Raw genomic sequence first — 23,265 nt, 5'->3', positions numbered from 1 at the left:
CCGATAGCTTACACACAAGGCCTGTACATCGTGATTCGCAATGACAGTGAATACCCGGTCAGACGGCTTTGAGCCGTCAGACCGATAACTCCTTAAATTCCTTTCATTGCTTTAAACGCATCAAAATCCCTGATGTATTCATCTTCTTTATAAAGATCATCCGTTAATATCAATGCAAGTGAATTGGTGGAAAAATTTTCAATATGCCGCCACATCATCTTTGGCACATACAAACCATAATAGGAACGGTTGAGATGATAGCGGTATTCTTTTTCTCCGTCATGCAGCACCACATCATAACTGCCGCTTAGTGCAATGATGACCTCATTTAAATTTTTATAGGCATGACCGCCACGCATTTCACCACCGGGCACATCGTAGATCCAGTACACCCGTTTTATCTCAAAAGGCACTTCTTTATTGCTTTGCAAGAAAGAAAGGTTGCCGCGCTGATCCAGTATTTTAGGAAAATGAAGTAATTCCATACAATTTGTCTTCATAATGTGGTCATTATTATTTTAAAAATTATCTACACTAAATGGTTTTCCTATTTAGCAATAACTTTTAAATTGAATTTATTAGAATATAAGTTTCTAAAAAATCTAATAGATGGTTGTTCAATAAATTTATGAACAAGAAAGGCGATAAATATCATTGTCATAGCGGTTGTTCCAATAAATATGAATGGATAATTGCCTAAATAAGGTTTAGTATTATTCATAATAACATATCCAATATTTTGATGAAGAAGATATAAAGGATATGATATTTTTCCTAGAAATAATAAAGGTTTTGCATGCAGGTTTATTAAACCATAACTGAATAAATAAAATAAAACAAAAAAGCAAGAAGCAATTGCTTTTGCCGGCCATGGCCCAATGACAATAAGCGATGTAATTAAGCAGCTAGCAATAAGTAGATGAATTTTCCAATCAATCCTGTCTTGCGAAAACTTGATTTTATAAAAAAGAATACCAGCAAAAAAGAAACAATTATATTTTACATTTAGTATGATTGATAATTTATCAGGTATGGTATAAAAGAATGCATTGACCCATGTCATTGCTAAAAAGAATACTCCCCAGAAAAGAATATTTTTTATCTGTTTACAAAATAGCAACAGTGCCATAAATAAATAAAAAAAAATCTCAATTTCCAGTGTCCAGTAAACACCATCAACGGGCTTGAATCCAAAAATATTGGTAGCAATTAAAACATTTCCTGCCGCCTGATATAAGCTTCGTTCTCTCATCGGTAATCCAAAAAGAAAAACAATCGTAAACGTAGTTACAAGACAAAAAAGAAAGGTCGGGTAAATCCTGCTAAAACGCTTATACAAAAAGTCAATGCTATTTTTTGAGTGAATTAAAGTGAGAAATATAACAAATCCGCTTATCATAAAGAAAAGTTCAACTCCGAGATAGCCATATACAAAGTCATAATCTTGGTTGAAACTATGCTTATAATGAGCTCTATACCCAGATGTATAATGAAGGAGCAAAACAGAAAAGGCGGCAATACCCCTTAGGGCGTCTAAAGTATCTATTCTTTTTTTCAAGATTGCAATAAATGACTACTTGTTTCTATGCCTAGTTGTGTTTTATGTACTTCCTGAAACTTTATTTTATCCCGGTGAACATAAATGGAATACTTGCAATTGTATATTTCAACAATCGTGTGTCACCTGTTTTTAATAATGCTTTTGAAAACAACCCAAATGCATTTTTATATTTAAGGCTGTACAGGTTCTTGATGCAGAACAATAACCGGTCGTTGAATTGCTGCCGGTATTGCTTTCTCGTGTCGTAATTAGAATAGAGAACTGTAAACAGGTTCCTGAAATATTTTACAGGATACACATTATGGTTACTCAATGAACTTTCCAGTACACGGTATTTTACGGTAATTGTTGGTTCATAAATAAATGAATAATGTTTTGCGGCACGTAGAAAATAATCATAATCTTCATAGTCAAGTTTCTCATTATAATAACCGGTTTTTTCCAGTACTCCTTTTTTTATAAGTACCGTTGGTGCCGCAGGAATAATGCGGTTAATAAGGCTTTCATAATGATCGCCGCTGAAAGGTTGCTTATATGCATGCTTTTGAAAATAGGTAAGTGGAAGATCATGTCCTTCTTTATCTATTAATTGCATATCACTGTACACGATACCGGCATCTTTATTTGCCTGCAGCAAGGCCACTTGTCTTTCAATTTTATCCGGCAGCATAATATCATCACAGCCGAATACCTGGAAATAATCTCCTTTTATATAGGGTAATGCACTGTTGATATTTTTGGTAAGCCCCAGGTTCTTTTGATGATCGATAAATATGGCTGAGGGATCATTTTGAGCGATCCAGTTTTTGATCACTTCTTTAGAACCATCTTCTGAACCATCATCCGCAACAATAAGTTGGATGTTGGGGTATGTCTGCGCTTTAATACTGTTCAATGTATCCGCTACATAAGCAGCCTGGTTATAACATACAGCTATGATGGAAACAATCTGCACTTCGTTGTTAAGATTACTACAGTCAGACCGGGACGGTCAGACTGTTTTATTAAGCACATTTTTCAGCATCTTTAAGGTAGACGGATGCCCTGACCTTCTTCTTGTTAAGTAATAACGTGCAGGCTGGTACAACAATGAAGGGCTGTAAATGGTAAATAAATTTGCATATTCATTCCTGATAAAAAAAGCATTGTTACCACCCATATCACAGCTAAGCAATGTATATCCATGCTGACCGAAAAGCTGCAGCCATGCAGCTAAAGCAACGCCCATATAATCATCCGCAGCCCACACAAAGCCTGCATCATAACTTACTTTTACATTGGCATGCTTTCCCCATTTGGCATTGTATTCTACACAGATCATTTTTGGTTGTACACCATATTCAAGTACTGATTGCATGACATGATAATCGTTGCCATCAATATCAAGTGAAAAGAAATCAACTTCATTTACTTTATAGTAAGCATACACATCATCAAAAAGCTTGCGCACATTTTCTTTGTCAACAAACAATTGCCGCACCATAAGTTTTGCTAAATTCTCACCGCCAAGAAAAGAACTAATTGATTTGATAAAGGCCGGGTTACCATCCACCCACATACCCTGCCAGCCATTAAGCAAAAGGAAATGAGAATTGTTTTCAAGACCACGTTCACAACCGATCTCTAAAAAAGTTTTGCTGCCCGCTGTAATTTTTTCGAATATGGCTTCTATCATACCGTCCTCTTCCCCGGCACTGTAGCATTTATAACCTTTCAATACAATATTATCAGGCATGGTAAGCGCAATATTGCGTTTGATCTCATCGGCCCGGCTGTCTAAAATACTGTCATGGTTGCTGGTGAATTTAAGCAATACAGGTTCATAAAAGAACCTGCGGAGACTGCCCAGCATCTTATATATTCTTTGCTTCATGCCTTATTATTGCTGTTGTATGATTTGTTGTTTATCCTGCTCCATTGGTAATGCTTTTACCTGCTGCATACGCTTTGCCAATGCAAGTATTTTTTCAAAATCTGCGGCCAATTGCTTTTTGTTCTTTTGCATGTACCGCAGTTTATTAATGGCTGTTTTAATCCTTATCTCTTTATCATTCCCGGGCTTACTAAAGAGCAAAGCAGCAACTGAACTAAAAAAATTCCCTGCACCACTGATCTCATTCAGCAATATGCGTTTTTGTTTGCGCATGTTCCAGCGGTATAAATTTTCGAAATCAGCAGCTTCATTCTTATTGACCGCATTAAAACAATAATCGTAAATGGCATAGTATATCTGCGGAGACGCAAAACCTTTGGTAATCATTTCAACACAATAGGACCATTTTAAACGACCGGGACTTATGTAGTGAGTAAATTGCAGGCCTTCATCATAATAAAGATCATAACCCAGTTGCATGGCAAGTAAACATATTTCAGAGTCGCCGCCGGAAGAAAGTTCGTTTCCTTTTCTGCAGGTAAGAAACATCTCATGATTTAAAGCAGCAACAGTTGTATAAATTTCTTTTCTGATAACCATACCTGCACCAAATAAATAATTTCTTTTGTTGGCAATTCCAGTTTGTGGCATCTGTCTGCCGATTGCAAAAACATTTTCATATTTATCAAACCAAAGAGGTTTTGCCGAATCGAGATAAGGTTCTGCAAAACTTCCTAATATCCCAACTGTGCGATTTTTCTGTAAAAAATCATAAGCATACTGCACGTAATTCTCCTGTAACCAATTATCATCATCACAGATGATTAGTATATCATAATTAGATTTTGAAACACCCGTTTCCAGCGCAAAACTTTTGCCGGGCCTTGGTTCCTTGAAAATATAAAAAGGGATTTTGCATGATAACTGCTGCCATATATTTTTAGAAATTTCAGATGTATTGTCATTGGAGTTATTATCTATAAGAATTATCTCCCACTTCAAACTATCGACTGTTACCTGGGCAGCAAGATGTGCAAGCGTTTTACCCAAACGATTTGCCCCATTATAAGTACAAATCAAAACAGAAATACCATTACTCTGTTTAAGATACATTTTGCTGTTTAATTTTTTGCATTAAACTGGTAATAGCATAAAAATTTTTTTCTAAATCCGATTTATTAAATAACAGATATCTTAATTTATGTATATCGGATTTAAACTGGATTTCCTTTTCTGAACCTTCAGTAGAAATAAAAAGTGATCTTACAGCATTTAAAATTGATTTCAGGTTGGGATTATGTTTACGCAAATAATTCAAATGCCTTCTCATCAAAGTTTTATAAGTAATATCAAAGCTAACTTCCCTATTATTGAAAATATTGTTATGCAGGTAATGATAAAGGGAAAAATAAATACGAGGAATAGAGTGCCCATATGCGATCATCGAAACGCAATATTTCCAGTTAAGTCGTTGCTTAGGCATAAAATGAACAAAGCGTAGTCTTTCATCATAGTATAAGTTAAATCCCAAAAACATAGCTAACCAACAAAGTTCCGTGTCTTCACCTGAAGTCAAACGCTTTCCAATTCGTCCAGTAAGAAGAAGCGAGTATGATAAAAAATTTAATTTCTGGTAAATAGCTTTTCTTACCACCACAGCAGCACCTGCAAGATAGGTTCGGGAATTTGCTATGCCAGTTTCATACATCTGCTTCCCAACTGCATAGGACTCCATGAATGCATCAAACCAAAATGGTTTCCCAACTTCAAAGTAACCGCTGGAAACACCGCCTAATATTCCAATACTCTCGTTGCTTTGCATAATTTCAAAAGCATATCTGATATAGTCATCCCTTAACCAGTTATCATCATCACAAAAAATCAATATGTCATAGTTCGCATTTTCAAACCCTTTGCTCCGCGCAAAGCTTAGACCTTGTATTTCCTGGTGTACTACTTTAAATGGTATATTATTATTATACCTTCTCCATTCCGACATCGCCACATCGGAAGTGTTATCTGTAGAATTATTGTCAACAACAATAATCTCCCATCCAATTTGCTCCGGAACTTTTTGATTATAAATATGTCGCAATGTCTCGGGCAACCGAAGTGCGCTATTATAGCAACAAATAATTACAGAAACACCTTCCCTATTTTCCACTTCAAACCAATTAAATATGTACAATTCCTATTATAGAATCAATTTTAAAAAGCATATCCAAACATTTGTATATCCATGGCATAAAGCACAGCCACCTTTTTTTTCATATCTTCTGTGTAAAGTGTCTTGTATTTTATTTTAGAAGCTTCGGTAGAATTGATATCTAAAAGTAACTTCTCGGTATGAAATATAGAGTTGCATATTCTTCTGAAATCATCTTGCAGGTTTTCATATTTTCCAACAAAATCAACCATAATTCTTTCTGCATTATTTGAAGTGATATACTTGTATTGCGGAATAATATGATAATATAAATCGAGGTTATCTTCAGAAAGCCAATCGTTCACAAATGATTCAAAATTATTTACAGAGGAAAGATATTTTTTTGCAAAAGCCGCATCCGCTGAATTCATTCCTCCTTTCTTTAAAAAGAAATATGCAGAAGCAAGTCTCTCCCATGGATTTCGAACAAAAGTAAATTTGAAGTAATTATCAACCGTCGCTTTTCCAAACTTTTTTACATATGAATCATAGCTAAGATGTCCACCTGCATAATTCCCAAACAAAGATTTTGAAACAGATAATCCTGCTGTTTTTGGTATGTGTATGAAGATACACTTGTAATAGTCAAAGCAATTTGTCGAATAATAATTACCAGGCCGCAAGGCTTCATGCTCGCGGTAATAAGCTGCCGCAATTTTTCTGCGCCTGTTTTCTTTGATATACCGTTTGGCTTTTTGAATATTTGATGTAAGTATCCCTTTCATAATTAACTAAAGGTTAATGGGGCTAAAATTCATACTCTAATATTTCAAGATCTTTCCGGTAATAGTGTTCCAGTTTTGCACGCATACCCGGGTTTATCAAATCCCTGTAATCTTTCTTCTTCGCTTCTGAAACATTCAATGCCGGCAAACTGTTATGGACAGGCAACTGTAATTTGTTACAGATATAGCTAAAATCTGTTTGTATGTTTTCGAGCCTGCCAATATAGTCAACGATCACTTTTTCGTCTTCATCCAATATCCACTGCACCTGCGGCTTCCAGTGGTTCCACGCTTTATCATGTATCAGCTTTCCTTCCAGTAACAGGTCCACCGCTTCTTCCAGAGAAGCATCTTTTAAAATATCATAGTCAAGGTGTTTACCAAATTTTGTTTTGGAAGGATCTATGGAAGAATGATAATAACTCTCTTCAAGCCTTGCATAATTATAAGTGGATATAAACCTGTCGAAAGGGTTTCTTACAAAACAAAAAGAAAAGAAATCCTCATAGGATTTCCCCAACATTTGTTTGTACTGTTTTGCTTCCGCATGTGTTGAGTTGGAAAAAGACAACGCTTTATATACAGAAGTGCCCGCATTTTTTGGGATGTGAATGAAAATATAATGATGATCGTAATTGATATTACCGGCAACATAAGCCTTGCGGGGCGGTGAACCCTTTACTAACCTCTTTATATTTTTTATCAATGACATGTATAATTATCCCTGCACAGAAACATTTTTTGTAAATAATAAAATTATTCTACCCGCAACTGAAGCACCCAGTATGTTATTGATTATTGAAAGAAAAAATTTTACCGGGGGTGACGGAATGAGCGAAATTATTTTTTTCATATCCGCTTTTTCTATCGCAGGTGTACATCTTTTAATGATCTTTCTTGTCCACAATGTCATCGCAAGATTTTTCTGCTGCTGTAGTGATTCATCATGAACAGAAACTTTTTTCAAAGTGTTCACCACATTGATCAGTGTTTTTTTCCTGGCTGTTGTTTTCTTTGTATCAAAGCTGTAACAGGCAAGTTTCTCAGAAGAAGAAGCAAACCTGGCCCCGCTTTGCAACATACGTAACCAGAGATCATAATCTTCTACATACTGCATATCCCTGTCTTCATCAAAACCATTTACTTTCAATACTGCTTCTTTTTTTACCAGTACACTCAGCAGCGGCGCTTTATTTTCCTGCATGAAGGCAAGTAAACCTTCATCACCTGAATAAGTAGCATCTGTCACGTTCCAGGAATCCAGGTAAGGATCACCTTTTTCATCTATGGCCGTTACATCTGCAAAAACAAGATCCGCATTGGTTAGATTAATAAACTCAATTTGCTTTTCCAGTTTGTTATGCATCCACACATCATCTGCATCAATAAAAGCAATGAAGGCACCGGCCGCTTCTTTTATTCCTTTGTTTCTTGCTTTGCCCTGTTTGCTATTTTGCTGGTAAAAATATTTTATGCGTTTATCCGTATGGGCAATGGATTGTATGATTGCTGCTGTATCATCGGTTGAACCATCATCAACAATGATGAGTTCCCAGTTGGAATAAGTTTGTTCCTGCAAACTCTTTATACCTGATGCAACAGATGCTGCTGCATTGTAGGCCGGCATAATAACTGATATAAGTGGTGCTGTATGCAAACTGTTTTTGTTATACCGGTCAGACGGCCCAAAGCCGTCAGACCGTTTTTCTGCTCACATCAATAACCAGCCGTACAAGTGTGCGACGCAAGAGAAGCTTAATAGTTTTACAAAAGCCGGACTCATAAAAATTTTCTGATTAAGCAATTGCCTGCAACTGTTGTTTTATTTCCTCCAGGTAACCATAACCAAATTGCTGATCGGGTTCCAGGTAATTGCCTTCTGCCCATTCGTTCCACGATTTAATAAAAACAAATTGTCTTTCAGCTGGCAAATGCGAAACTTTCTGCAAGGCATGTTGCAAATGTTTTCCAAAAAGCTGGGGTGTAGAATGGTGAAACACCAAACCATCTGCGCCTGCTCTGGGTGTATTGTCCCAGTTAGGCACTGCGCATGGATAATAATCAAAAGAAAAAGTCTTGTCTGTTATAAGCTGGTCAATAATATTTTCATACGCAGTAACCAATGGAATTTTGTTAGGCGCAAACATCTTTTTTTTTGCAAGCTGCTGTGTATGCGACTGAATTTTTTTTACCAGGTATATTTTTTTCTTACTGAAATAAGAACGTTGCTTAATGCGAAGGTTTGCCATTTCTGAACCAATAACCCCGGAAAACCCATACTGGCAAGGGTTCCAGTCGATAGGGCAACGGCTGCCAATTAAATACATGCCGCTAAATCCTTCTTTTATGGCAAGTTCATGAAACGTGTTGGCAAATTCATGTATATCCGGAAGATTCAAAGGCATATATACATTGAACACCGGTTTGTTATCCACTTTTATATAACGCTCATCGTTGAACGCATCCAGCAAATAATAAAAGTGTTTTTCATAATCGCTTTTACCGGGATATGTTTGTTCAATCAACGTTTTACCCGTTGATACGCCGTGCCACACACCTTTCCAGCTTTCATTGGCCCAGCATAAACAAAAAGGGAAATTATTTTTTTTTGCCCGCAACATTTGCTGCATGGGTCGTTCAAGCAACACACGTCCATTACCAAACCAGTAATGATAATACATAAAACCTTCTATGCCGTATTGCCTGGCCATTGCCTCCTGTTGCTCTCTTACTTCAGGCACACGCAGGTCATAATAGCCAAGATCAGCAGGAAAATGTGGCTGGTAATGACCATTAAATAAGGGCTTTGCTTTTGCAACATTTGTCCACTCTGTAAAACCGGTTCCCCACCATGCATCATTCTCTGGTATCGGATGATATTGCGGAAGGTAATATGCAATAAGCCTGGGCATTTTATAAAACAGGAATTATTTTTTGTGTGCTATGCAGCAGCAAAAGCATTAAGCTTTCGTTGCGTCGCACACTTGTACTTTCTTTTCTTTATGCGGCAATACCGTTTCCGGTTTTAGCATCGTCTCTTAAAGAGGACGATGCGCAAAATGATCATAATATTTTTCAACTTGCGTTTTCATGGTTTCAGTTTAGCATCGTCTCTCAGAGAGGACGATGCGCAAAATGATCATAATATTTTTCAGCTTGCGTTTTGATGGTTTCCAGCGCATCTTTTGTGGCCTGCAAATATTGCCTTCCCCATTTTGCGCAAGGCTCCAGGTGATTGCCTTCTGCCCATTCGTTCCAGGCATTGATAAAGACAAAGTTTTCATCTTTACTGTACGGTTTGAATTTTTTTAGAACCGATTCAAGCCATGACTTGTAAGCTTCAGGGCTTGAGTTATAAAAAATAATAGGATCTTTTTTTCTCCTGGCACTGTTATCCCACATCGGGCTTACACAGGGATAAAAAGTATAGTTTGGCAAAGGAACGTTCGCCGCAAAAGCAGCATAATCTGCATAATCGATCATGTTTGGTTTTAAAACTTCCCGGTAATATTTTTTATATAAAGCAGGAGAAGTTCTTTGTATCACTTTTTTGTAGAAACGGTCTTTCCACCGGAAATAAAATTGTTTTCGCTTTTGTGTCAGTCGCCAGTTCTTATACTGGCGCAGGTTATTGCCCAGTGGTTCAAAATCAATGGCTGCATCAAAACCATCTTCCATACAGGCAGCACCATGAAAGTCAAAACTTTCAAAGCGGCAGATATACAATTCCATTCCTTCTTTTGCTGCTTCTTTACGCCACAACAGCAGCGTATTTTTTATATCGGGTAACAAGGCTGATCTATAAATAGCCAGTACAGGTTTGCCATTTACTTTTATGTATCGCTTGTCCTTAAAATAGGGCAATAATGTTTGTATATGTTTTATATCATCTGCTGCTGAATGCTCCTGCTGCATCAGTATTTCCTTATCCCCGCCATCCCAAACCCTTGTCCAGTTTTCATTGGCCCAGCAAAGCATAAAAGGGAAATCGGGTCTGCCACTTTCAAATACTTCTTTAAAGGGTCTTTCCAGTAATTGTTTACCATTGAACCAGTAATGATAATAACAGAAACCATATATGCCATGTGCCGCGGCTAGTTTTGCCTGTGCTTCTCTTACTGCTGCAATGCGCAGATCGTAGAACCCAAGATCAGCAGGCAGATGTGGCTGGTAATGCCCTTCGAACAGAGGTTTTGCTTTGGTAACATTTGTCCACTCGGTAAAACCTTTTCCCCACCAGGCATCATTCTCCGGTATAGGATGAAACTGTGGCAAATAAATAGCAATGGCTCTGATATCTATGTTGGTGAATGTGCTCAAAAGAATGCTTCTATCCCGTTAGCGATCTTAAAATTTTCGACTGCTGGTATAGTGTCTTTATTTTTTAAAATAAGTAAGGGAACGCTGCCATAAAAAGAGGCCCACATCGTAAACGTACTTGGTGGCCCGACAAGATAATCGCATGCAGCCATGCTGTAGAGATCTGTGATTGCCGGTCGTTGGCCCGTTAAAATATTCAACCCGGCAAAACTTGTTGCATCAATAATTTCGTTTGAAAACAAAATAAATACACAGGTCTTTTTTTGTGCTGCAAATGTATTTTGTAAAGCCTGCATTTTTTGTGCATAAACAGTGTCATCATAAAACCAGCGTCCTTCAAAAAAGTTTTCATAATCGCCTTTCCTTAAATGTACCCCGATACGCACATCATAATTTTTTGTTGCTGCAACAACATTTTTCACCTGGTTCATAAATATGTCGCATGGTGTAAAAATTTTTCGGACAGTATCTGCGTGTTTAATTAATGCTGCTGTATCCCTGTAGTGCCAACCTTTTGCAAATAATATTTTCCGTTTTGCTTTTTTTACAAAAGAAGCATCAGACATATCAAACACTTTATGCTGTTGGTCGTACTGTTGCCTGATATTATGAAATTCAAAAAAAAAGAGCTTGCTGTTATTTTTTGATGCTGGTCTTCTAAGCCTGTTAATGAGCTGTGTAAGTTTTTTATTGATAAATAAGTTACGCGAAAAGGCAAGCTGTATATTACCTGTGTCAAAATTGCTCTTGCTGGTTGTTTCAAACAGGTCCCTGTATTCTTCGAAACAGGGATTGATAAGTTTATAATCGTGTTCAAGTGAATGTGCAATAAAGTAAGAGAACTGGAACAACCTGTTGGCAAGTTGCCCGGCCTTATGATCAATAACCACCATTACACACTGATAGTTTTCACTGTTGCATTACAGGTTCGTTAAGCATTTCTTCATACAAAGCCGTATACGAATCCACGCATTGCTTCATGTCAAATTTTTGTGCCGCCTGTAAAGCAATCACTGAATGTTGTGCAACCAGTTCCGGGTTCTCAAGATATACCTGTATGGCATCGGCAATATCCTGCACAGCAACTTTTTCATGTACAAGACCGATCAGGATGCCCGCTCTTTCATGGTTATAGCTGATCATTTCTTCCACAGCGCCTATGCTTGTTGCAATCACGGGCTTGCCGCAAAAAAGATATTCAATAATGGAGTTTGGTAAACTCTCTGCTTTATAGTATGAAGGCAATACAGCAATATGTGCATCTTCAATAAACGGCAGTACATCCTCAATATAACCGTAAAAATGAATAGCAGTGTGATTATAAAGCGATCGTAATTCATCTATGAAAACACCATCTCCTAATAATGTAAGCTGTAGTTTGCCGGGAAATTTTTTTAAGAGCAGCAGGCAGGCATCAATAGTTTCTTTCCATCCTTTTTCGGGAATGCCTCTGGCAGCCATGACAATTTTCAATGGCTCATCCGGTGTATAAACCGTGCATGCCTTTGCAATATCTCCCGGAATACCATAATATATTTTATTTCTTTTTTTGTTTGGCACTTTCAAATTATCAAGCGTTTCATTTTGCTGTTGTGTAACCCAAACATACTTATCCGTTCTTTCCTGCATGTGGTTACTTTCAAACAAACCCAACAACTTTTCTTTTTGTTCCAGCTCATAATGTCCATGCAGGGTTGTGGCCAGTTTAAAAGAATATTTTGATTTAAGCCTGGTAAAATAAATATCAGTTTGCAGGCAATGGCTGTGCACCACTTGTATATTATATTCTTTAAGCACCTTGCCAAAAGTTTGCTCAACCGAGGCATTATAATAATGCTTCAATCTTTGCCGCACCCTTCCTTTTCTAAGATATTTATGTAAAAGGAAACCAGGAACATTTTTTCCCAACTGTATCACTTTCACTGCCGGAGATAAAAGTTTGCGCTGGCTTTTCTTGTCTGTTTCATAAGGTTGGAGTTCCACAAAAACAACCTGCCTGCTTTCACTTAATGCATTGGCAAGCCTTATAGCAAATATTTCAGCGCCGCCATCATAAAAACTGCCTATAGCAATCAGCACATTCATGGTTTATCCGATCGCTAAATAATACTGCCCTTTAGCAATAATTTTAGAGTTGCTTTTATTGTTTGCTTTTCTGCGTTTTTATATTTCAACAATTGCCTGCTATATGCTTCCGCATCATTTTTTCTTTTTAAAAGCACTTCAATGATCTGTTGATGATACTTTTTATAGAGGTACTGCCTGATCACCTGCTTATTAGGTTCTGTAATATTTTGCAGCATGGATTGTGAGGTTACCCGGTAATAAAAAGCTACTTCGGGTAAGTAATAAAAATTGGAGCCGTTAAAGTATAAGTTTAACCACAGGTCCCAATCCTCGCAGCCAAATACCATGTTGGTATCATAACCGTCAACTCTGTCAAAAGCTGATTTACGAAAAATGGCACAGGCATCAATCTTATTCCATTCGATCATATTGCAGATATCAAAATCACCCGTTTCATGCGTTCTTTGCCCGGTGCCAAAAACAGTAAAGTCACCATACACAACATCAATGTTATCATGCTGCTCCAGTATATCAATTGCCTTTGTAAAATATACATCGTTCAGTTTATTATCAGCGTCTAATGGAATAATGTATTTGCCCTTCGCCATTGATATACCAATGTTTCTTGTTGTTGCAAGGCCTTTGTTTTCCTGGTGAATAATGTTGGTACCACTTTCTTCAAGTTCCTTAAATTTCTGAAGGGAGAAACTATCAGTAGAGCCATCATCAATAATAATATGCTCTATGTCAAAATTTACTTTTTCATAAGGAATGCTTTGTATAGCATCTTCTACATATTGCCCCTGATTATAGCAGGGCGTTATTACAGATATTAGTGGATGATGCATGTGCTCATTTTGAATACTGTCAGGTAACGATCAGCGCCTTTCATAAATGGTCATGGAATCAACCTCGCCGATTTTACGGAAACTATTTATATCTATCTCCGACATAAGCTGTTTAATTCCTTCCATATGGCTATCATGAAAAATGAGGATACCATTCTTTTTAACATGGACTGAGAATTGGTAAAAATCAGTGGACACTCCTGTATAGGAATGATCACCATCTATCCATAAAAGATCTATAGGTTTTGACCAGATCTTACCCACCTCAAATGAACTTAAGCAAACCGGGAAGATGATATCTCCAAGATCAAATTGCTGTATGTTGGCAATTTTATCTTTCAGATCCACAGGGCCAAACACACCGCCGGCCACACCTACATAATCATCATGTGGATCTATGCAGTACACCCTTGCCCCGGACTGCCGCGCTGCCAGTCCTAATGCTATAGATGATTTACCCCGGTAAGAACCTATTTCAACCACCACAGCACCTTTACTCAACTGAAGGGCATGCCTGTACAGTGTAAATAATTCTGCATGGCTTATTTGACCGGTAACCCTGGCAAGTGCTGTTGCCAGGCCAGCCTGGTCGTATTGAATATGCTTCTTTTGTTTTTGTAAAAATGATAGCATGTTACTATTGCTTTTTAATGACCCAGCTAAACGGGCTGTAAAATTTGGGGCCACCCATTATATTGGGTAGAATATCTTTTTCTTTTGGTTCTTCCGATATTTCAAAACCGGCTACTTTGTTGTAGATAAATTCATTGGTATGTGGTCTTATATAAGAGCCTGCAGATATATAATAAGTACCCGGCGCAAATGTATTTACAATGTCCAGGGCAATATAATAAGAACCGCTTTCTTCCATACTGGTAATGTACTTGTCATAAAGTGTATTAAATCCGCACATCAGTTCATCTGCAGTGTTGTAGATCCTCAGAGAAATAACCCTGCTTTTCAGTGAATCAATAAAATGCCAATGCATATTAATTTGTATTGCCTCGCCAAAAAGAAACGTAGCTGTGTCATAACTTTTACTTTTGCATACAAGCTCAAGCAAACCCGGGCCTTCTAACATTACATGTCCCGTTAATGCTTCGTTACTGATAATGCTCTGCGTATTCTGCTGGTACTGCCTGATAGCTTCTTCTGCCGTTGCATTTACCGACAGCAAACCATTTTCCAGCAGTAAACCCTGCGTACACAATGTTTTTACCGCAGCGATATTATGGCTTACAAATAAAACGGTTCTGCCATCTTTCTCGCTTACATCTTTCATTTTACCCAAACATTTTTTTTGAAACTCTGCATCACCAACAGCAAGCACCTCATCAACAATGAGTATCTCAGGTTCAAGATGGGCTGCTACTGCAAATGCAAGACGCACATACATGCCGCTGCTATAACGTTTCACAGGCGTATCGATGTATCTTTCCACACCTGCAAAATCAACGATCTCGTCAAATTTTGCAGTGATCTCTTTTTTGGTCATACCCAGGATCGCACCGTTAAGAAAAATATTATCACGGCCTGAGAGATCAGGATGAAAGCCTGTACCAACTTCTAGCAAAGAGGCAATGCGCCCTTTTATTTTCACATTGCCCGTGGTGGGTGCCGTAACCTTTGATAATATTTTTAAAAGCGTTGATTTACCTGCACCATTGCGGCCGATGATGCCGAGTACTTCCCCCTGCTGCACAGCAAAGTTGATATCCTGTAATGCCCATACGTATTCAGTGCTGCCTTTTTTGCTGCGGTCGTTTTCTTCCCCGATCTTTAAATACGGATCTTCCTTTCCGCGGATACCATACCACCAGCGGTTGATATCGTGTGAAAGGCTTTTACGGCCAACCTGTCCAAGACGGTATTGTTTGGAAAGGGATTCTACTTTAATAACAGTGTTACTCATGGTACCAGTTGGCGTTTTTGACTGTCAATGTATTAATGTTGATTAATTTTTACTGTACAAGTGTGCGACGCAAGGAACGATGCCATTTTGATAAAAGCTAAAATATAACAAGGAAAAAATGCTTGATTCTACCCTTCTTCAACTAAAAAGTAAGACCAGGTATTTATTGCCACGGAGGTACCTGTTGGTGGGCACTTCAATAAAACGATGAACCAGCCATGCCAGCAGGATAACTACTATAACGGGAATACAGATAAAAATGAACGGGCTGAAAGTAAAATAGTTTTTTATGGCATTCATGATGATATAACCGATACTCATGTGCAGTAAATAAAGCGGGTAAGATATAGAGCCTAAAAAAACAAATGGCTTCCATTGCACCCAATCTAGTATACCAAAACAGAATAAATAAAAAACAGTAAAAAAAATAAATACAGCAATCCTTTCAGCAGCCGAATGCAATGTGATGCAGGATGTAAAGTAACAAAGCATAAGTAAGAGATGCACGCTCCATCTTCTTTTATTATCAGCATTTTTTAATTTATAAAAAAGAATACCAGCAAAAAAAAGCATGCCCCAGTTGAGGTTTGCTGCCATGCAAAACCGGTCGCTGAATGCATATATAAATACATTGATCCATACCAGGCTTAATTGCAAAATGCCCCACCATACTATGTTGTCAATTTGCTTAAAAAATAGCAACAAAGCAATTTGCATATAAAAGAAAAATTCGTAAAGCAATGTCCAGTAAACTCCTTCGGTAGGCTTACATCCAAAGAAAGAAGAGATCATGGTGGCGGTCCACTTTAGCTGGTAATTTTTAACAGTGCCCGGTAAAAAAATAATGACGAGGAAAAAAGAAACAAGCATACAAAACCAGAACGTTGGATAGATTCGGGAAAAGCGCCTGAATATAAAATCGCCTGCATTGTTTACTTTGGCAATCGAGGAAAATATCACGAACCCACTAATCATAAAAAATAATTCAACACCCAGGTTACCATAAATAAAATCATACTTGGGATCTAAAATATGTCCGTAGTATTCGCGGTAGCCATACGTGTAATGAAATAATAAAACCGCCATGGCTGCAATACCTCTTAATACATCCAATGTAAGATTTCTTTCCATTTTTTAGTTCAACTCACGTCTGACAATCTCACCTCTCACACCGTATCCATAAAGGTCTTCTCCACTTTGCCAAAAATGATCATGCCAAAAAATAATATTACCACCATAAACAAACAGCTATAACCAAACAGCATCGGGTCAAAAGTGCCTTTGCCCAATACCGCATAGCGGAAGGTTTCTATAAGTGAGGAAAGCGGGTTAAGCAGTATGAGTGTTTTATACGATGACTTCTCTACATAAGATAAAGGGTAGGCAACCGGTGTGGCATACATTAATAAGCCCACACCAAAATTTACCAGTACCGTAAGATCGCGGTACTTGGTAGTAAGGGATGATATGATGATGCCGAGGCCAAGGCCAAGGCCCGCCATTGCAAACAATACGGCAGGTATCAGTAATGTATGCATCCCTATATCAATTTTCATATCGCCGGTATAAGCATAATACAGCATGGCTGCTACCAGTAATCCAAACTGTATGGAAAATTTGATAAGATTAGAAGTAATGATCGACAACGGTGTGATCAGCCTGGGAAAATATACTTTACCAAAGATGCCTGCATTGGAAATAAAAGTATTCGAAGTGCCTGTTAAGCAGGTGGAAAAATAGCTCCACATAGCAATGCCGCTCATATAAAACACTACGGCAGGTATGCCATCAGTAGGTATATGTGCGATCTTATTGAACACCACCAGGAACATAATGGTGGTAAGTACCGGCTGCACAATATGCCACAAAGGGCCAAGTACCGTTTGTTTATACTGTGCGGCAAGATCGCGTTTTACAAATAATCCCAGCAGGTCGCGGTAATGCCATACTTCTTTTAAACGCAGATCAAAAAGTTTGTTACGTGGCGTAATTATCTCTGTCCACTGTTCTGTTTCCTGCTGTAGCTGTTGTTCTGTAAATGAGTTATGCATAAAAGCGTTGATGCTGCTTATATGTTATTTTCTATAGTGATCCATGATGGCGGACAAATGTCTTTATCATTATGGCTCTTTTTGATGAACCATTTTTTTGGTGCAATGATCATCTTCTCCTTGTTTGGATTAAGATAGGCTGCCCACCAGCCGAATGTACTGTGCGTAATGATATTGTGCCTGCATTGTTGCATCAGGTAAAAATCTTCAATAGCTGAATTGCTGATACTATTATCTATGTAATGCACCATTCGATCCTGCATGGGAAAATTTTCTTTCACCCATTCTATATCATCTGAGAACATATAATACACGGGGTTATTTATTTTGGCTTCAATAATGTCTATGGCGTTTTTGTAAAAACCCATAGTGGTCTGTCCTTTCAACGCTATAACTGCTGCGCTGGTATAATCGGTGCGGCGTATATGTATGCTTACACTGTTCTGTGCGTGAATGTCATCAACAATGTTTTCAAGGTGCGCTACAACGGGTTTATGTATTGTAAAAATTTTCCTGATCGTCTCATCATATTTTTCAAAATAGCGCCAGCTCATCCAGTAACCCTGCAGATAGATATCATCGTTTGCTTTAAAAAAATGCGCATCAAAATTTAAATGCGGTTCTATATAAGTGGTGCGCTTATGTGGTGGTAACAGAAGATCATGTGCCTGCAGCAATTTCTTTTGCAGCGGCGGCTCATCATAACGCAAACCCAGTACACGCATTTTTCTGGATGGAAATAAATTGTTCCAAACCCTTTTAACGGGGTGTGGATAATAATAGTGTTGAATTTCTGTTGGCGTGGCTACAGGCGTATTAATATCAAAACTTTTTTCAAGCTCATAATTCCTGAGCTTATAACCGCCATAAGAGGCGATATCAACTTTAAGGGGAACATTTTTTTCCAGCGACAATGCCTTGCCTGCTGCGTACTGAAATAGCTGGTTACCCAGGCCCATTGAAATTCTTACGATGATCATGCGTTATAAAACCGTTTCAATGCGGCTATTACCCTGCCGGTTGTTTGACCGTCTTTATAAGTGATCATAGTGTCTAAACAATCATCACAGTGTTGCGTGTATCTGGCAGGATTTTGTAATGCCTCACTGACCATTTGAATAAATGCCTCTTTTGATGCAGGCATATTGATAGCGCCGCTTTTGGTGATGGGCAGGTAATGCTCCTGCATATACATCATGCGGGTGAGTTTTTCTTTGCGTGCCTTATCAAGCTCTGTATAATAAGGACCGATCTGCGGCCGGTAAAACACACTGCCGTCAATGGTCATGGTAGAAGTGAAATTGATCTGTACATCTGCATGCTTTACAGTAGACATTAATTTGCGGATATCTTCTTCCGTAACATTGGTGTGATCAAATTTCTCTTTGCCTGATTGTGCCGCATCATAAATGATATAGGGTGAATCTCCTACCAATGCATGCCATCTTTCTTTCTTATCCAACGGGTGACTGCGAAAAAGGATAACCGCTTCCGATGCATCTATTTTACCTGCTTTAAATGCTTCATTAAGATGCGCTAAATATTGTGGTTCATCTTTGAACAATGAAACCGGGCCGCCTGCATAAAGGATAATTTTTTTATCCGCAGGTAATCCAAGCTTTGCAAGCCATTCTTCGCGGCTCCAGGTAAAGTTTGGTTTGTAATGAAAATCAAACTGCGCTGCACCGCAAATGGTGATAGCATTATTCGTTTTTAGTTGAGGGTTAATGCGTTCCAGTTCTGCTTTATTGATATTGTTCCAGACGAGGTAATGATCAAAAAAGAAAGCGGGCCATTGCCGCGTGGTGATATTATCAAAGGAATGAATAGATGCCATTACTTTTTTACCCTGCTCTTTTAAAATGCGTGCCACCAATTCTACTTCCTGCAAAAAGGGTGTAATGGTAAAAATACTATCCGCCTGTAAAGACCTTACCCATGTATAATAAGCGTCGTAACAGGGTTGTTGCTTTATTAAAACTCCTTCCTGCTTAATAAGTCTTTTTATATAAGGCGGCCATGTTGCAAACAGGAATTCAGGCAATGCATTTTTCAGTTTTCTTTTCCATACTTTTTTTGCAGGCAGGTAAAGATCAAGATAACTGCGCAGGATGATGCGCGTGGGAGATTTCAATACATACTTGCTGTACCACAATGTGATCTTTGCCCTTAATGCATAGTATGCTGCGGTTACATTATAAGTGGGCATTAATGTTACTTCATAACCTTTTGCTTTTAATTCTTCTATAAGATCAGGTTGCTCCCAAAGCATGGCAACGACCGGTGTTACAAATTCACTCATCCTGTCCAGCATGCCTGTACGTATCACATGTATAACAGAGCCCTGCCCTACTATGGGAATGATAACACGTGGTTTGGTTTTATTTTCAGACATTGGCTTTAAAAGAAAATTTTGTTTGCGTGCTGTGGGAGCTTTTGGCATCGTCTGTTGTGTCACTCACTTGTACATTCTGTTCTTTTATCGTCATTGCGAGGCCCATGCAAGGTTTTGTGTGTAAGCTATGGGCTATGGCAATCTCATTATAGCTAACCGTTATTTCAAAAGATAGCCACGTCGCCCTAATCCCCAAGCCCATGCTGCACTCCTCGCTATGACGATCCATTTATTGCAGTACAAGAGTGCGACGCAACGGAAGCCTAATAATATTACTATAGCCTGGTTCATAATGCATCCATCATTAATTTTATTCTGCATTTATATTAAACCATTCTTTATCAAAAAGCATTTCTATAAATTCCCGTACTGCACCATCGCCGCCTTTTTTTTCCAGTTGAATGATACCTTTTATGTTTTTTATTTTGGGCAGAGCATTGGCTGGACAAGCCGCGACACCAACTGCTTGAAGCAAAGAAATGCAATTGATATCATCACCGATGTATGCCACTTCGCTGATGCTGATATTTTCCTTCGCGCATATATCCAGCGCAGCGGAAAGTTTATCGCCAAACTCTTTGCCCTGGTATAGATAATCCACTTTTAGTTTAGCGGCGCGGCGCTCAACGATCTTTGTATTCTCTGATGTGATCATGCCTGTTTTAATTCCCGCTTTACGCAGCAATGTAAAACCCATGCCATCATGCGTATTAAATTTTTTAAATTCATCGCCGCTCTCTGTGTAATACATACCCGCATCGGTTAACACTCCATCAACATCAGATAAAAAAAGTTTGATCTTTACCATGCTGTCCATCCTCCGTCAACCATCATTACAGAACCCGTCATATAGCTGCTCGCTTTTGATGCCAAAAAAATAAAAGGTCCTTCCAGTTCTTCACGGTTGCACATTCTGCCCATTGGCGACATTTTAGAAAAATTATCCAGGAATTTTTGATCATGATTATTGTACACGCCATGCGGCACGATTGCGTTACAGCGAATATTATTGACTGCGTAAAATGTGGCAATATACCGGGTGAAGTTTGGTATAAATGACTTTGATGCGATATAATCGATAGGTTTAAAATTTTCAATACCATTTCCAAAATCATATAGGTTTTGATTCGGCGCCACCACAGAATAGGTTGATGCTACATTGATGATATTGCCGAAACCCTGTGTCAGCATTTGTTTGCAGGCAGCCTGTGTCATAATTACGGTGCCGGTCAGGTTTACATCAACTGATCTGCGCAACAGATCAACAGGATAATTTTCAAAGCGGCTTTGATTTACTTTACTCATACCATCTTTATCAAACTTTGCATCAATGGCCGCGTTGTTGATGAGTACATCAAGCTTTCCGAATTTATCTGCCGTTTGCTGTACTACTGACGCTGCACTTTGCTCATCAGTAATATCAAGTTGCGTTACAAGGAAATTATCTGTTGAAAATAATTCAGCAAACTCATCTTGTATTGCATTTAATGCATTTACATTTATATCAGCCAACACAACTTTAGCACCGTTCTGTAAAAAGGCTTTGCTGATCTGTTTACCGATCAAACCAAATGCACCGGTAACCAATATTACTTCATCCTGTATATTAACAGGGTTATTGTTCATGCTGGCAAATTTTTATAATACTGTAAGATTGTTCCACCTGCTGCTTTGAAAAGCCAGTAAAGTTTCCTGTTTCAATTCTTTTAAAAAAATCTTCCAATTCATCAATAAACAGTTCGTTTCTGGCAAAGTTGCTGAGTTGCTCCTCATGAATATTTTCCTTGGTTGAAATTTTCATAGAAGCCTGATAATAATCTATATCGATCACCGCTTCGTCAAAAACTATTTTATACCAGCGTTGGGGAACTTTCTGGCAAAAGTTTACATGCACATGAGCAGTTGCTCTGTTTGCGTAAGATAATAATGCATCAAACGCACTGTCAGTATTTACTTTAAGTGTTGAAGCGTAGTTGTGCATTACTTTGTGTTCTTTCGGTAATGCATTCATAAACCAGTTCACCAGGTCAACATCATGGCTTAAGGTAAGTGCAGCACCGCCGCCATGTTCTTTATTGGCGGCATAAGATGTTCTATAATCTTCCCATGGATGCCAGTCTGGCAAATATTCTCCCCAGTAAGTTTGAATATTAATAACATTACCAAAAGTTTTTGCTTCAATAAAAGATTTCACTTTTTGTAGCAAAGGATGATAATGCAACATATAACCAACCTGCAGTAAGAGTTTTTTTTCTCCTAAGAGAGTGATGAGTTGTTCCTTATCAAACAATTGATGTGATAAAGGCTTTTCTACCAATACATGCATATTGGCGTCAAGACATTGTTGCGTTTGTTGCAGATGCTGTGCAGTTGGTGTGCAGATAATGGCTGCAAATGGCCGTTGAGTAACTACTTCATTCCATTCCAAAATTAACTTTACCCGTGCTTCACCAATATCTCTGAATGGAAGATTACGTTGACGGTAAACGATAATATTATTATAGCCAAGTTGCCATAGATTACGGATATGCCGCTCACCTATAGAGCCTGCACCAATAACAAGAATGGCTTGATTATTAGTTCTCAAACTTTATACAATCGTATTGAGCAATGACCTCTGCTGCTTGCTCAAAACTTTTTAGATCATCAATATCAACAGCGAGATAAGAGGGAACGATATGTGGTAATATCATTTTGCCCGACATCATTTTCATTTCTGTAATAACATTCGTCTTTATAATATCCAGCGTTCCTGTTTGCCAGTAAACTTTTGGTAAATTTTGTCTGGGCATATTATAAGATTCTGTTACACCATCAAGTGTTAACAACGGTCTCATTGCTGTATCATTATCTGCTGCAAGCCACATTTTATAGGGCGTTACCGGCGCTTCAGTTATAATGCGTAAAGAGTCTGCTTCTGGATGCTGCAACATTTTATTGATACACTGATCTATCATCCCATTCAACCGCACAGGAGATGTAGGTCTTAACTGCACGATATAATCAGGAATATAATTTTCATTTTCCTGTAACCATTCTAATGCATGCGTGAATACTTCAAAGTCGGTACTCAGATCTTGCGCAATTGCTGATGGCCTTATAAAAGGAAGTTCTGCGCCATATTGCTTTGAAACTGCAGCAATATTTTCATCATCAGTAGAAACAATGGTTCTTGTAATATATTTTGATTGTTGGGCAGCCAATATGCTGTATGCAATTAAAGGATGACCGGTTAGTAAACGAATATTTTTCCCCGGCAAACCTTTGCTGCCGCCCCTTGCAGGTATGATGGCTAAAATTTCCAAAA

Annotated in this window: 24 protein-coding genes; all 24 read right to left on the bottom strand. The window is 38.2% G+C overall.

What is annotated here, in order from left to right; translation table 11 throughout:
* Window positions 1-92 precede the first annotated feature (92 nt).
* Entirely contained in the window at window positions 93-485 is a 393-nt protein-coding gene (locus tag FRZ67_RS17860) for a sugar 3,4-ketoisomerase (protein WP_147191787.1), read from the bottom strand.
* A 62-nt stretch (window positions 486-547) separates the two neighbouring features.
* Complete coding sequence (locus tag FRZ67_RS17855; RefSeq protein WP_158638401.1) at window positions 548-1,558, bottom strand: acyltransferase family protein; 1,011 nt, start codon at window positions 1,556-1,558, stop codon at window positions 548-550.
* Between the two features lie 61 nt (window positions 1,559-1,619).
* Window positions 1,620-2,516 (bottom strand): glycosyltransferase family 2 protein, encoded by an 897-nt coding sequence (locus FRZ67_RS17850; protein WP_147191782.1) that lies wholly within the window; start codon window positions 2,514-2,516, stop codon window positions 1,620-1,622.
* Between the two features lie 36 nt (window positions 2,517-2,552).
* Window positions 2,553-3,434, bottom strand: a complete 882-nt coding sequence (locus FRZ67_RS17845) for an FkbM family methyltransferase (RefSeq protein ID WP_147191780.1) — start codon at window positions 3,432-3,434, stop codon at window positions 2,553-2,555.
* Between the two features lie 6 nt (window positions 3,435-3,440).
* The gene (locus FRZ67_RS17840; protein WP_147191778.1) at window positions 3,441-4,547 is read right to left on the bottom strand and encodes a glycosyltransferase; all 1,107 of its coding nucleotides are present in this window, start codon (window positions 4,545-4,547) and stop codon (window positions 3,441-3,443) included.
* The gene (locus FRZ67_RS17835) at window positions 4,537-5,598 is read right to left on the bottom strand and encodes a glycosyltransferase (protein ID WP_158638400.1); all 1,062 of its coding nucleotides are present in this window, start codon (window positions 5,596-5,598) and stop codon (window positions 4,537-4,539) included. The genes FRZ67_RS17840 and FRZ67_RS17835 overlap by 11 nt, the downstream gene beginning before the upstream one ends.
* A gap of 44 nt (window positions 5,599-5,642) precedes the next feature.
* A complete protein-coding gene (locus FRZ67_RS17830) occupies window positions 5,643-6,365 on the bottom strand; it encodes a sulfotransferase family 2 domain-containing protein (protein WP_147191774.1) in 723 nt (240 codons plus the stop codon).
* A 22-nt stretch (window positions 6,366-6,387) separates the two neighbouring features.
* Window positions 6,388-7,077 carry a sulfotransferase family 2 domain-containing protein gene (locus tag FRZ67_RS17825; RefSeq protein ID WP_147191772.1) on the bottom strand — a complete coding sequence of 230 codons (690 nt, stop codon included), beginning with the start codon at window positions 7,075-7,077 and terminating at the stop codon, window positions 6,388-6,390.
* A 6-nt stretch (window positions 7,078-7,083) separates the two neighbouring features.
* Window positions 7,084-8,022, bottom strand: coding sequence for a glycosyltransferase family 2 protein (locus FRZ67_RS17820; protein ID WP_510184715.1), 939 nt, complete (start codon window positions 8,020-8,022; stop codon window positions 7,084-7,086).
* A gap of 139 nt (window positions 8,023-8,161) precedes the next feature.
* Window positions 8,162-9,277, bottom strand: a complete 1,116-nt coding sequence (locus tag FRZ67_RS17815; protein ID WP_147191768.1) for a glycosyltransferase WbsX family protein — start codon at window positions 9,275-9,277, stop codon at window positions 8,162-8,164.
* A 202-nt stretch (window positions 9,278-9,479) separates the two neighbouring features.
* Window positions 9,480-10,685 (bottom strand): glycosyltransferase WbsX family protein, encoded by a 1,206-nt coding sequence (locus tag FRZ67_RS17810; protein ID WP_225975386.1) that lies wholly within the window; start codon window positions 10,683-10,685, stop codon window positions 9,480-9,482.
* Window positions 10,682-11,578: an alpha-1,2-fucosyltransferase gene (locus tag FRZ67_RS17805; protein WP_147191766.1), complete on the bottom strand. Its 897-nt coding sequence runs from the start codon at window positions 11,576-11,578 to the stop codon at window positions 10,682-10,684. The genes FRZ67_RS17810 and FRZ67_RS17805 overlap by 4 nt, the downstream gene beginning before the upstream one ends.
* A gap of 16 nt (window positions 11,579-11,594) precedes the next feature.
* Window positions 11,595-12,770 (bottom strand): glycosyltransferase family 4 protein, encoded by a 1,176-nt coding sequence (locus FRZ67_RS17800; RefSeq protein ID WP_147191764.1) that lies wholly within the window; start codon window positions 12,768-12,770, stop codon window positions 11,595-11,597.
* A gap of 14 nt (window positions 12,771-12,784) precedes the next feature.
* The gene (locus FRZ67_RS17795) at window positions 12,785-13,600 is read right to left on the bottom strand and encodes a glycosyltransferase family 2 protein (protein WP_147191762.1); all 816 of its coding nucleotides are present in this window, start codon (window positions 13,598-13,600) and stop codon (window positions 12,785-12,787) included.
* Between the two features lie 30 nt (window positions 13,601-13,630).
* The gene (locus tag FRZ67_RS17790) at window positions 13,631-14,233 is read right to left on the bottom strand and encodes a class I SAM-dependent methyltransferase (protein WP_147191760.1); all 603 of its coding nucleotides are present in this window, start codon (window positions 14,231-14,233) and stop codon (window positions 13,631-13,633) included.
* A gap of 4 nt (window positions 14,234-14,237) precedes the next feature.
* A complete protein-coding gene (locus FRZ67_RS17785; RefSeq protein WP_147191758.1) occupies window positions 14,238-15,512 on the bottom strand; it encodes an ABC transporter ATP-binding protein in 1,275 nt (424 codons plus the stop codon).
* A 138-nt stretch (window positions 15,513-15,650) separates the two neighbouring features.
* Window positions 15,651-16,643: an acyltransferase family protein gene (locus tag FRZ67_RS17780; protein ID WP_147191756.1), complete on the bottom strand. Its 993-nt coding sequence runs from the start codon at window positions 16,641-16,643 to the stop codon at window positions 15,651-15,653.
* Between the two features lie 35 nt (window positions 16,644-16,678).
* Complete coding sequence (locus FRZ67_RS17775; protein WP_147191754.1) at window positions 16,679-17,563, bottom strand: ABC transporter permease; 885 nt, start codon at window positions 17,561-17,563, stop codon at window positions 16,679-16,681.
* 17 nt (window positions 17,564-17,580) lie between these two features.
* A complete protein-coding gene (locus tag FRZ67_RS17770; RefSeq protein WP_147191752.1) occupies window positions 17,581-18,543 on the bottom strand; it encodes an alpha-1,2-fucosyltransferase in 963 nt (320 codons plus the stop codon).
* Complete coding sequence (locus FRZ67_RS17765; protein WP_158638399.1) at window positions 18,540-19,958, bottom strand: CDP-glycerol glycerophosphotransferase family protein; 1,419 nt, start codon at window positions 19,956-19,958, stop codon at window positions 18,540-18,542. Before FRZ67_RS17765 ends, FRZ67_RS17770 begins: the two co-directional genes overlap by 4 nt.
* 310 nt (window positions 19,959-20,268) lie before the next feature.
* Window positions 20,269-20,766 (bottom strand): 3-deoxy-D-glycero-D-galacto-nonulopyranosonate 9-phosphatase, encoded by a 498-nt coding sequence (locus FRZ67_RS17760; protein ID WP_147191748.1) that lies wholly within the window; start codon window positions 20,764-20,766, stop codon window positions 20,269-20,271.
* Window positions 20,760-21,584 carry an SDR family oxidoreductase gene (locus FRZ67_RS17755; protein WP_147191746.1) on the bottom strand — a complete coding sequence of 275 codons (825 nt, stop codon included), beginning with the start codon at window positions 21,582-21,584 and terminating at the stop codon, window positions 20,760-20,762. The genes FRZ67_RS17760 and FRZ67_RS17755 overlap by 7 nt, the downstream gene beginning before the upstream one ends.
* Window positions 21,574-22,545, bottom strand: coding sequence for a Gfo/Idh/MocA family protein (locus tag FRZ67_RS17750; RefSeq protein ID WP_147191744.1), 972 nt, complete (start codon window positions 22,543-22,545; stop codon window positions 21,574-21,576). The genes FRZ67_RS17755 and FRZ67_RS17750 overlap by 11 nt, the downstream gene beginning before the upstream one ends.
* The gene (locus FRZ67_RS17745) at window positions 22,535-23,263 is read right to left on the bottom strand and encodes an acylneuraminate cytidylyltransferase family protein (RefSeq protein WP_158638398.1); all 729 of its coding nucleotides are present in this window, start codon (window positions 23,261-23,263) and stop codon (window positions 22,535-22,537) included. Before FRZ67_RS17745 ends, FRZ67_RS17750 begins: the two co-directional genes overlap by 11 nt.
* Window positions 23,264-23,265: the final 2 nt, after the last annotated feature.

The sequence above is a fragment of the Panacibacter ginsenosidivorans genome (assembly GCF_007971225.1).
GTDB lineage: Bacteria > Bacteroidota > Bacteroidia > Chitinophagales > Chitinophagaceae > Panacibacter > Panacibacter ginsenosidivorans.
The sequence above is the reverse complement of the archived record's forward strand: the minus strand, read 5'-3'. Positions and strand labels throughout refer to the sequence as shown.

Excerpts from the sequence above, each read along its gene's own strand:
- FRZ67_RS17860 (WP_147191787.1), bottom strand. The coding sequence starts at position 485 with ATGGAATTACTTCATTTTCCTAAAATACTGGATCAGCGCGGCAACCTT.
- FRZ67_RS17845 (WP_147191780.1), bottom strand. The coding sequence starts at position 3,434 with ATGAAGCAAAGAATATATAAGATGCTGGGCAGTCTCCGCAGGTTCTTT.
- FRZ67_RS17840 (WP_147191778.1), bottom strand. The coding sequence starts at position 4,547 with ATGTATCTTAAACAGAGTAATGGTATTTCTGTTTTGATTTGTACTTAT.
- FRZ67_RS17830 (WP_147191774.1), bottom strand. The coding sequence starts at position 6,365 with ATGAAAGGGATACTTACATCAAATATTCAAAAAGCCAAACGGTATATC.
- FRZ67_RS17825 (WP_147191772.1), bottom strand. The coding sequence starts at position 7,077 with ATGTCATTGATAAAAAATATAAAGAGGTTAGTAAAGGGTTCACCGCCC.
- FRZ67_RS17815 (WP_147191768.1), bottom strand. The coding sequence starts at position 9,277 with ATGCCCAGGCTTATTGCATATTACCTTCCGCAATATCATCCGATACCA.
- FRZ67_RS17805 (WP_147191766.1), bottom strand. The coding sequence starts at position 11,578 with ATGGTGGTTATTGATCATAAGGCCGGGCAACTTGCCAACAGGTTGTTC.
- FRZ67_RS17800 (WP_147191764.1), bottom strand. The coding sequence starts at position 12,770 with ATGAATGTGCTGATTGCTATAGGCAGTTTTTATGATGGCGGCGCTGAA.
- FRZ67_RS17795 (WP_147191762.1), bottom strand. The coding sequence starts at position 13,600 with ATGCATCATCCACTAATATCTGTAATAACGCCCTGCTATAATCAGGGG.
- FRZ67_RS17790 (WP_147191760.1), bottom strand. The coding sequence starts at position 14,233 with ATGCTATCATTTTTACAAAAACAAAAGAAGCATATTCAATACGACCAG.
- FRZ67_RS17785 (WP_147191758.1), bottom strand. The coding sequence starts at position 15,512 with ATGAGTAACACTGTTATTAAAGTAGAATCCCTTTCCAAACAATACCGT.
- FRZ67_RS17780 (WP_147191756.1), bottom strand. The coding sequence starts at position 16,643 with ATGGAAAGAAATCTTACATTGGATGTATTAAGAGGTATTGCAGCCATG.
- FRZ67_RS17775 (WP_147191754.1), bottom strand. The coding sequence starts at position 17,563 with ATGCATAACTCATTTACAGAACAACAGCTACAGCAGGAAACAGAACAG.
- FRZ67_RS17770 (WP_147191752.1), bottom strand. The coding sequence starts at position 18,543 with ATGATCATCGTAAGAATTTCAATGGGCCTGGGTAACCAGCTATTTCAG.
- FRZ67_RS17765 (WP_158638399.1), bottom strand. The coding sequence starts at position 19,958 with ATGTCTGAAAATAAAACCAAACCACGTGTTATCATTCCCATAGTAGGG.
- FRZ67_RS17760 (WP_147191748.1), bottom strand. The coding sequence starts at position 20,766 with ATGGTAAAGATCAAACTTTTTTTATCTGATGTTGATGGAGTGTTAACC.
- FRZ67_RS17755 (WP_147191746.1), bottom strand. The coding sequence starts at position 21,584 with ATGAACAATAACCCTGTTAATATACAGGATGAAGTAATATTGGTTACC.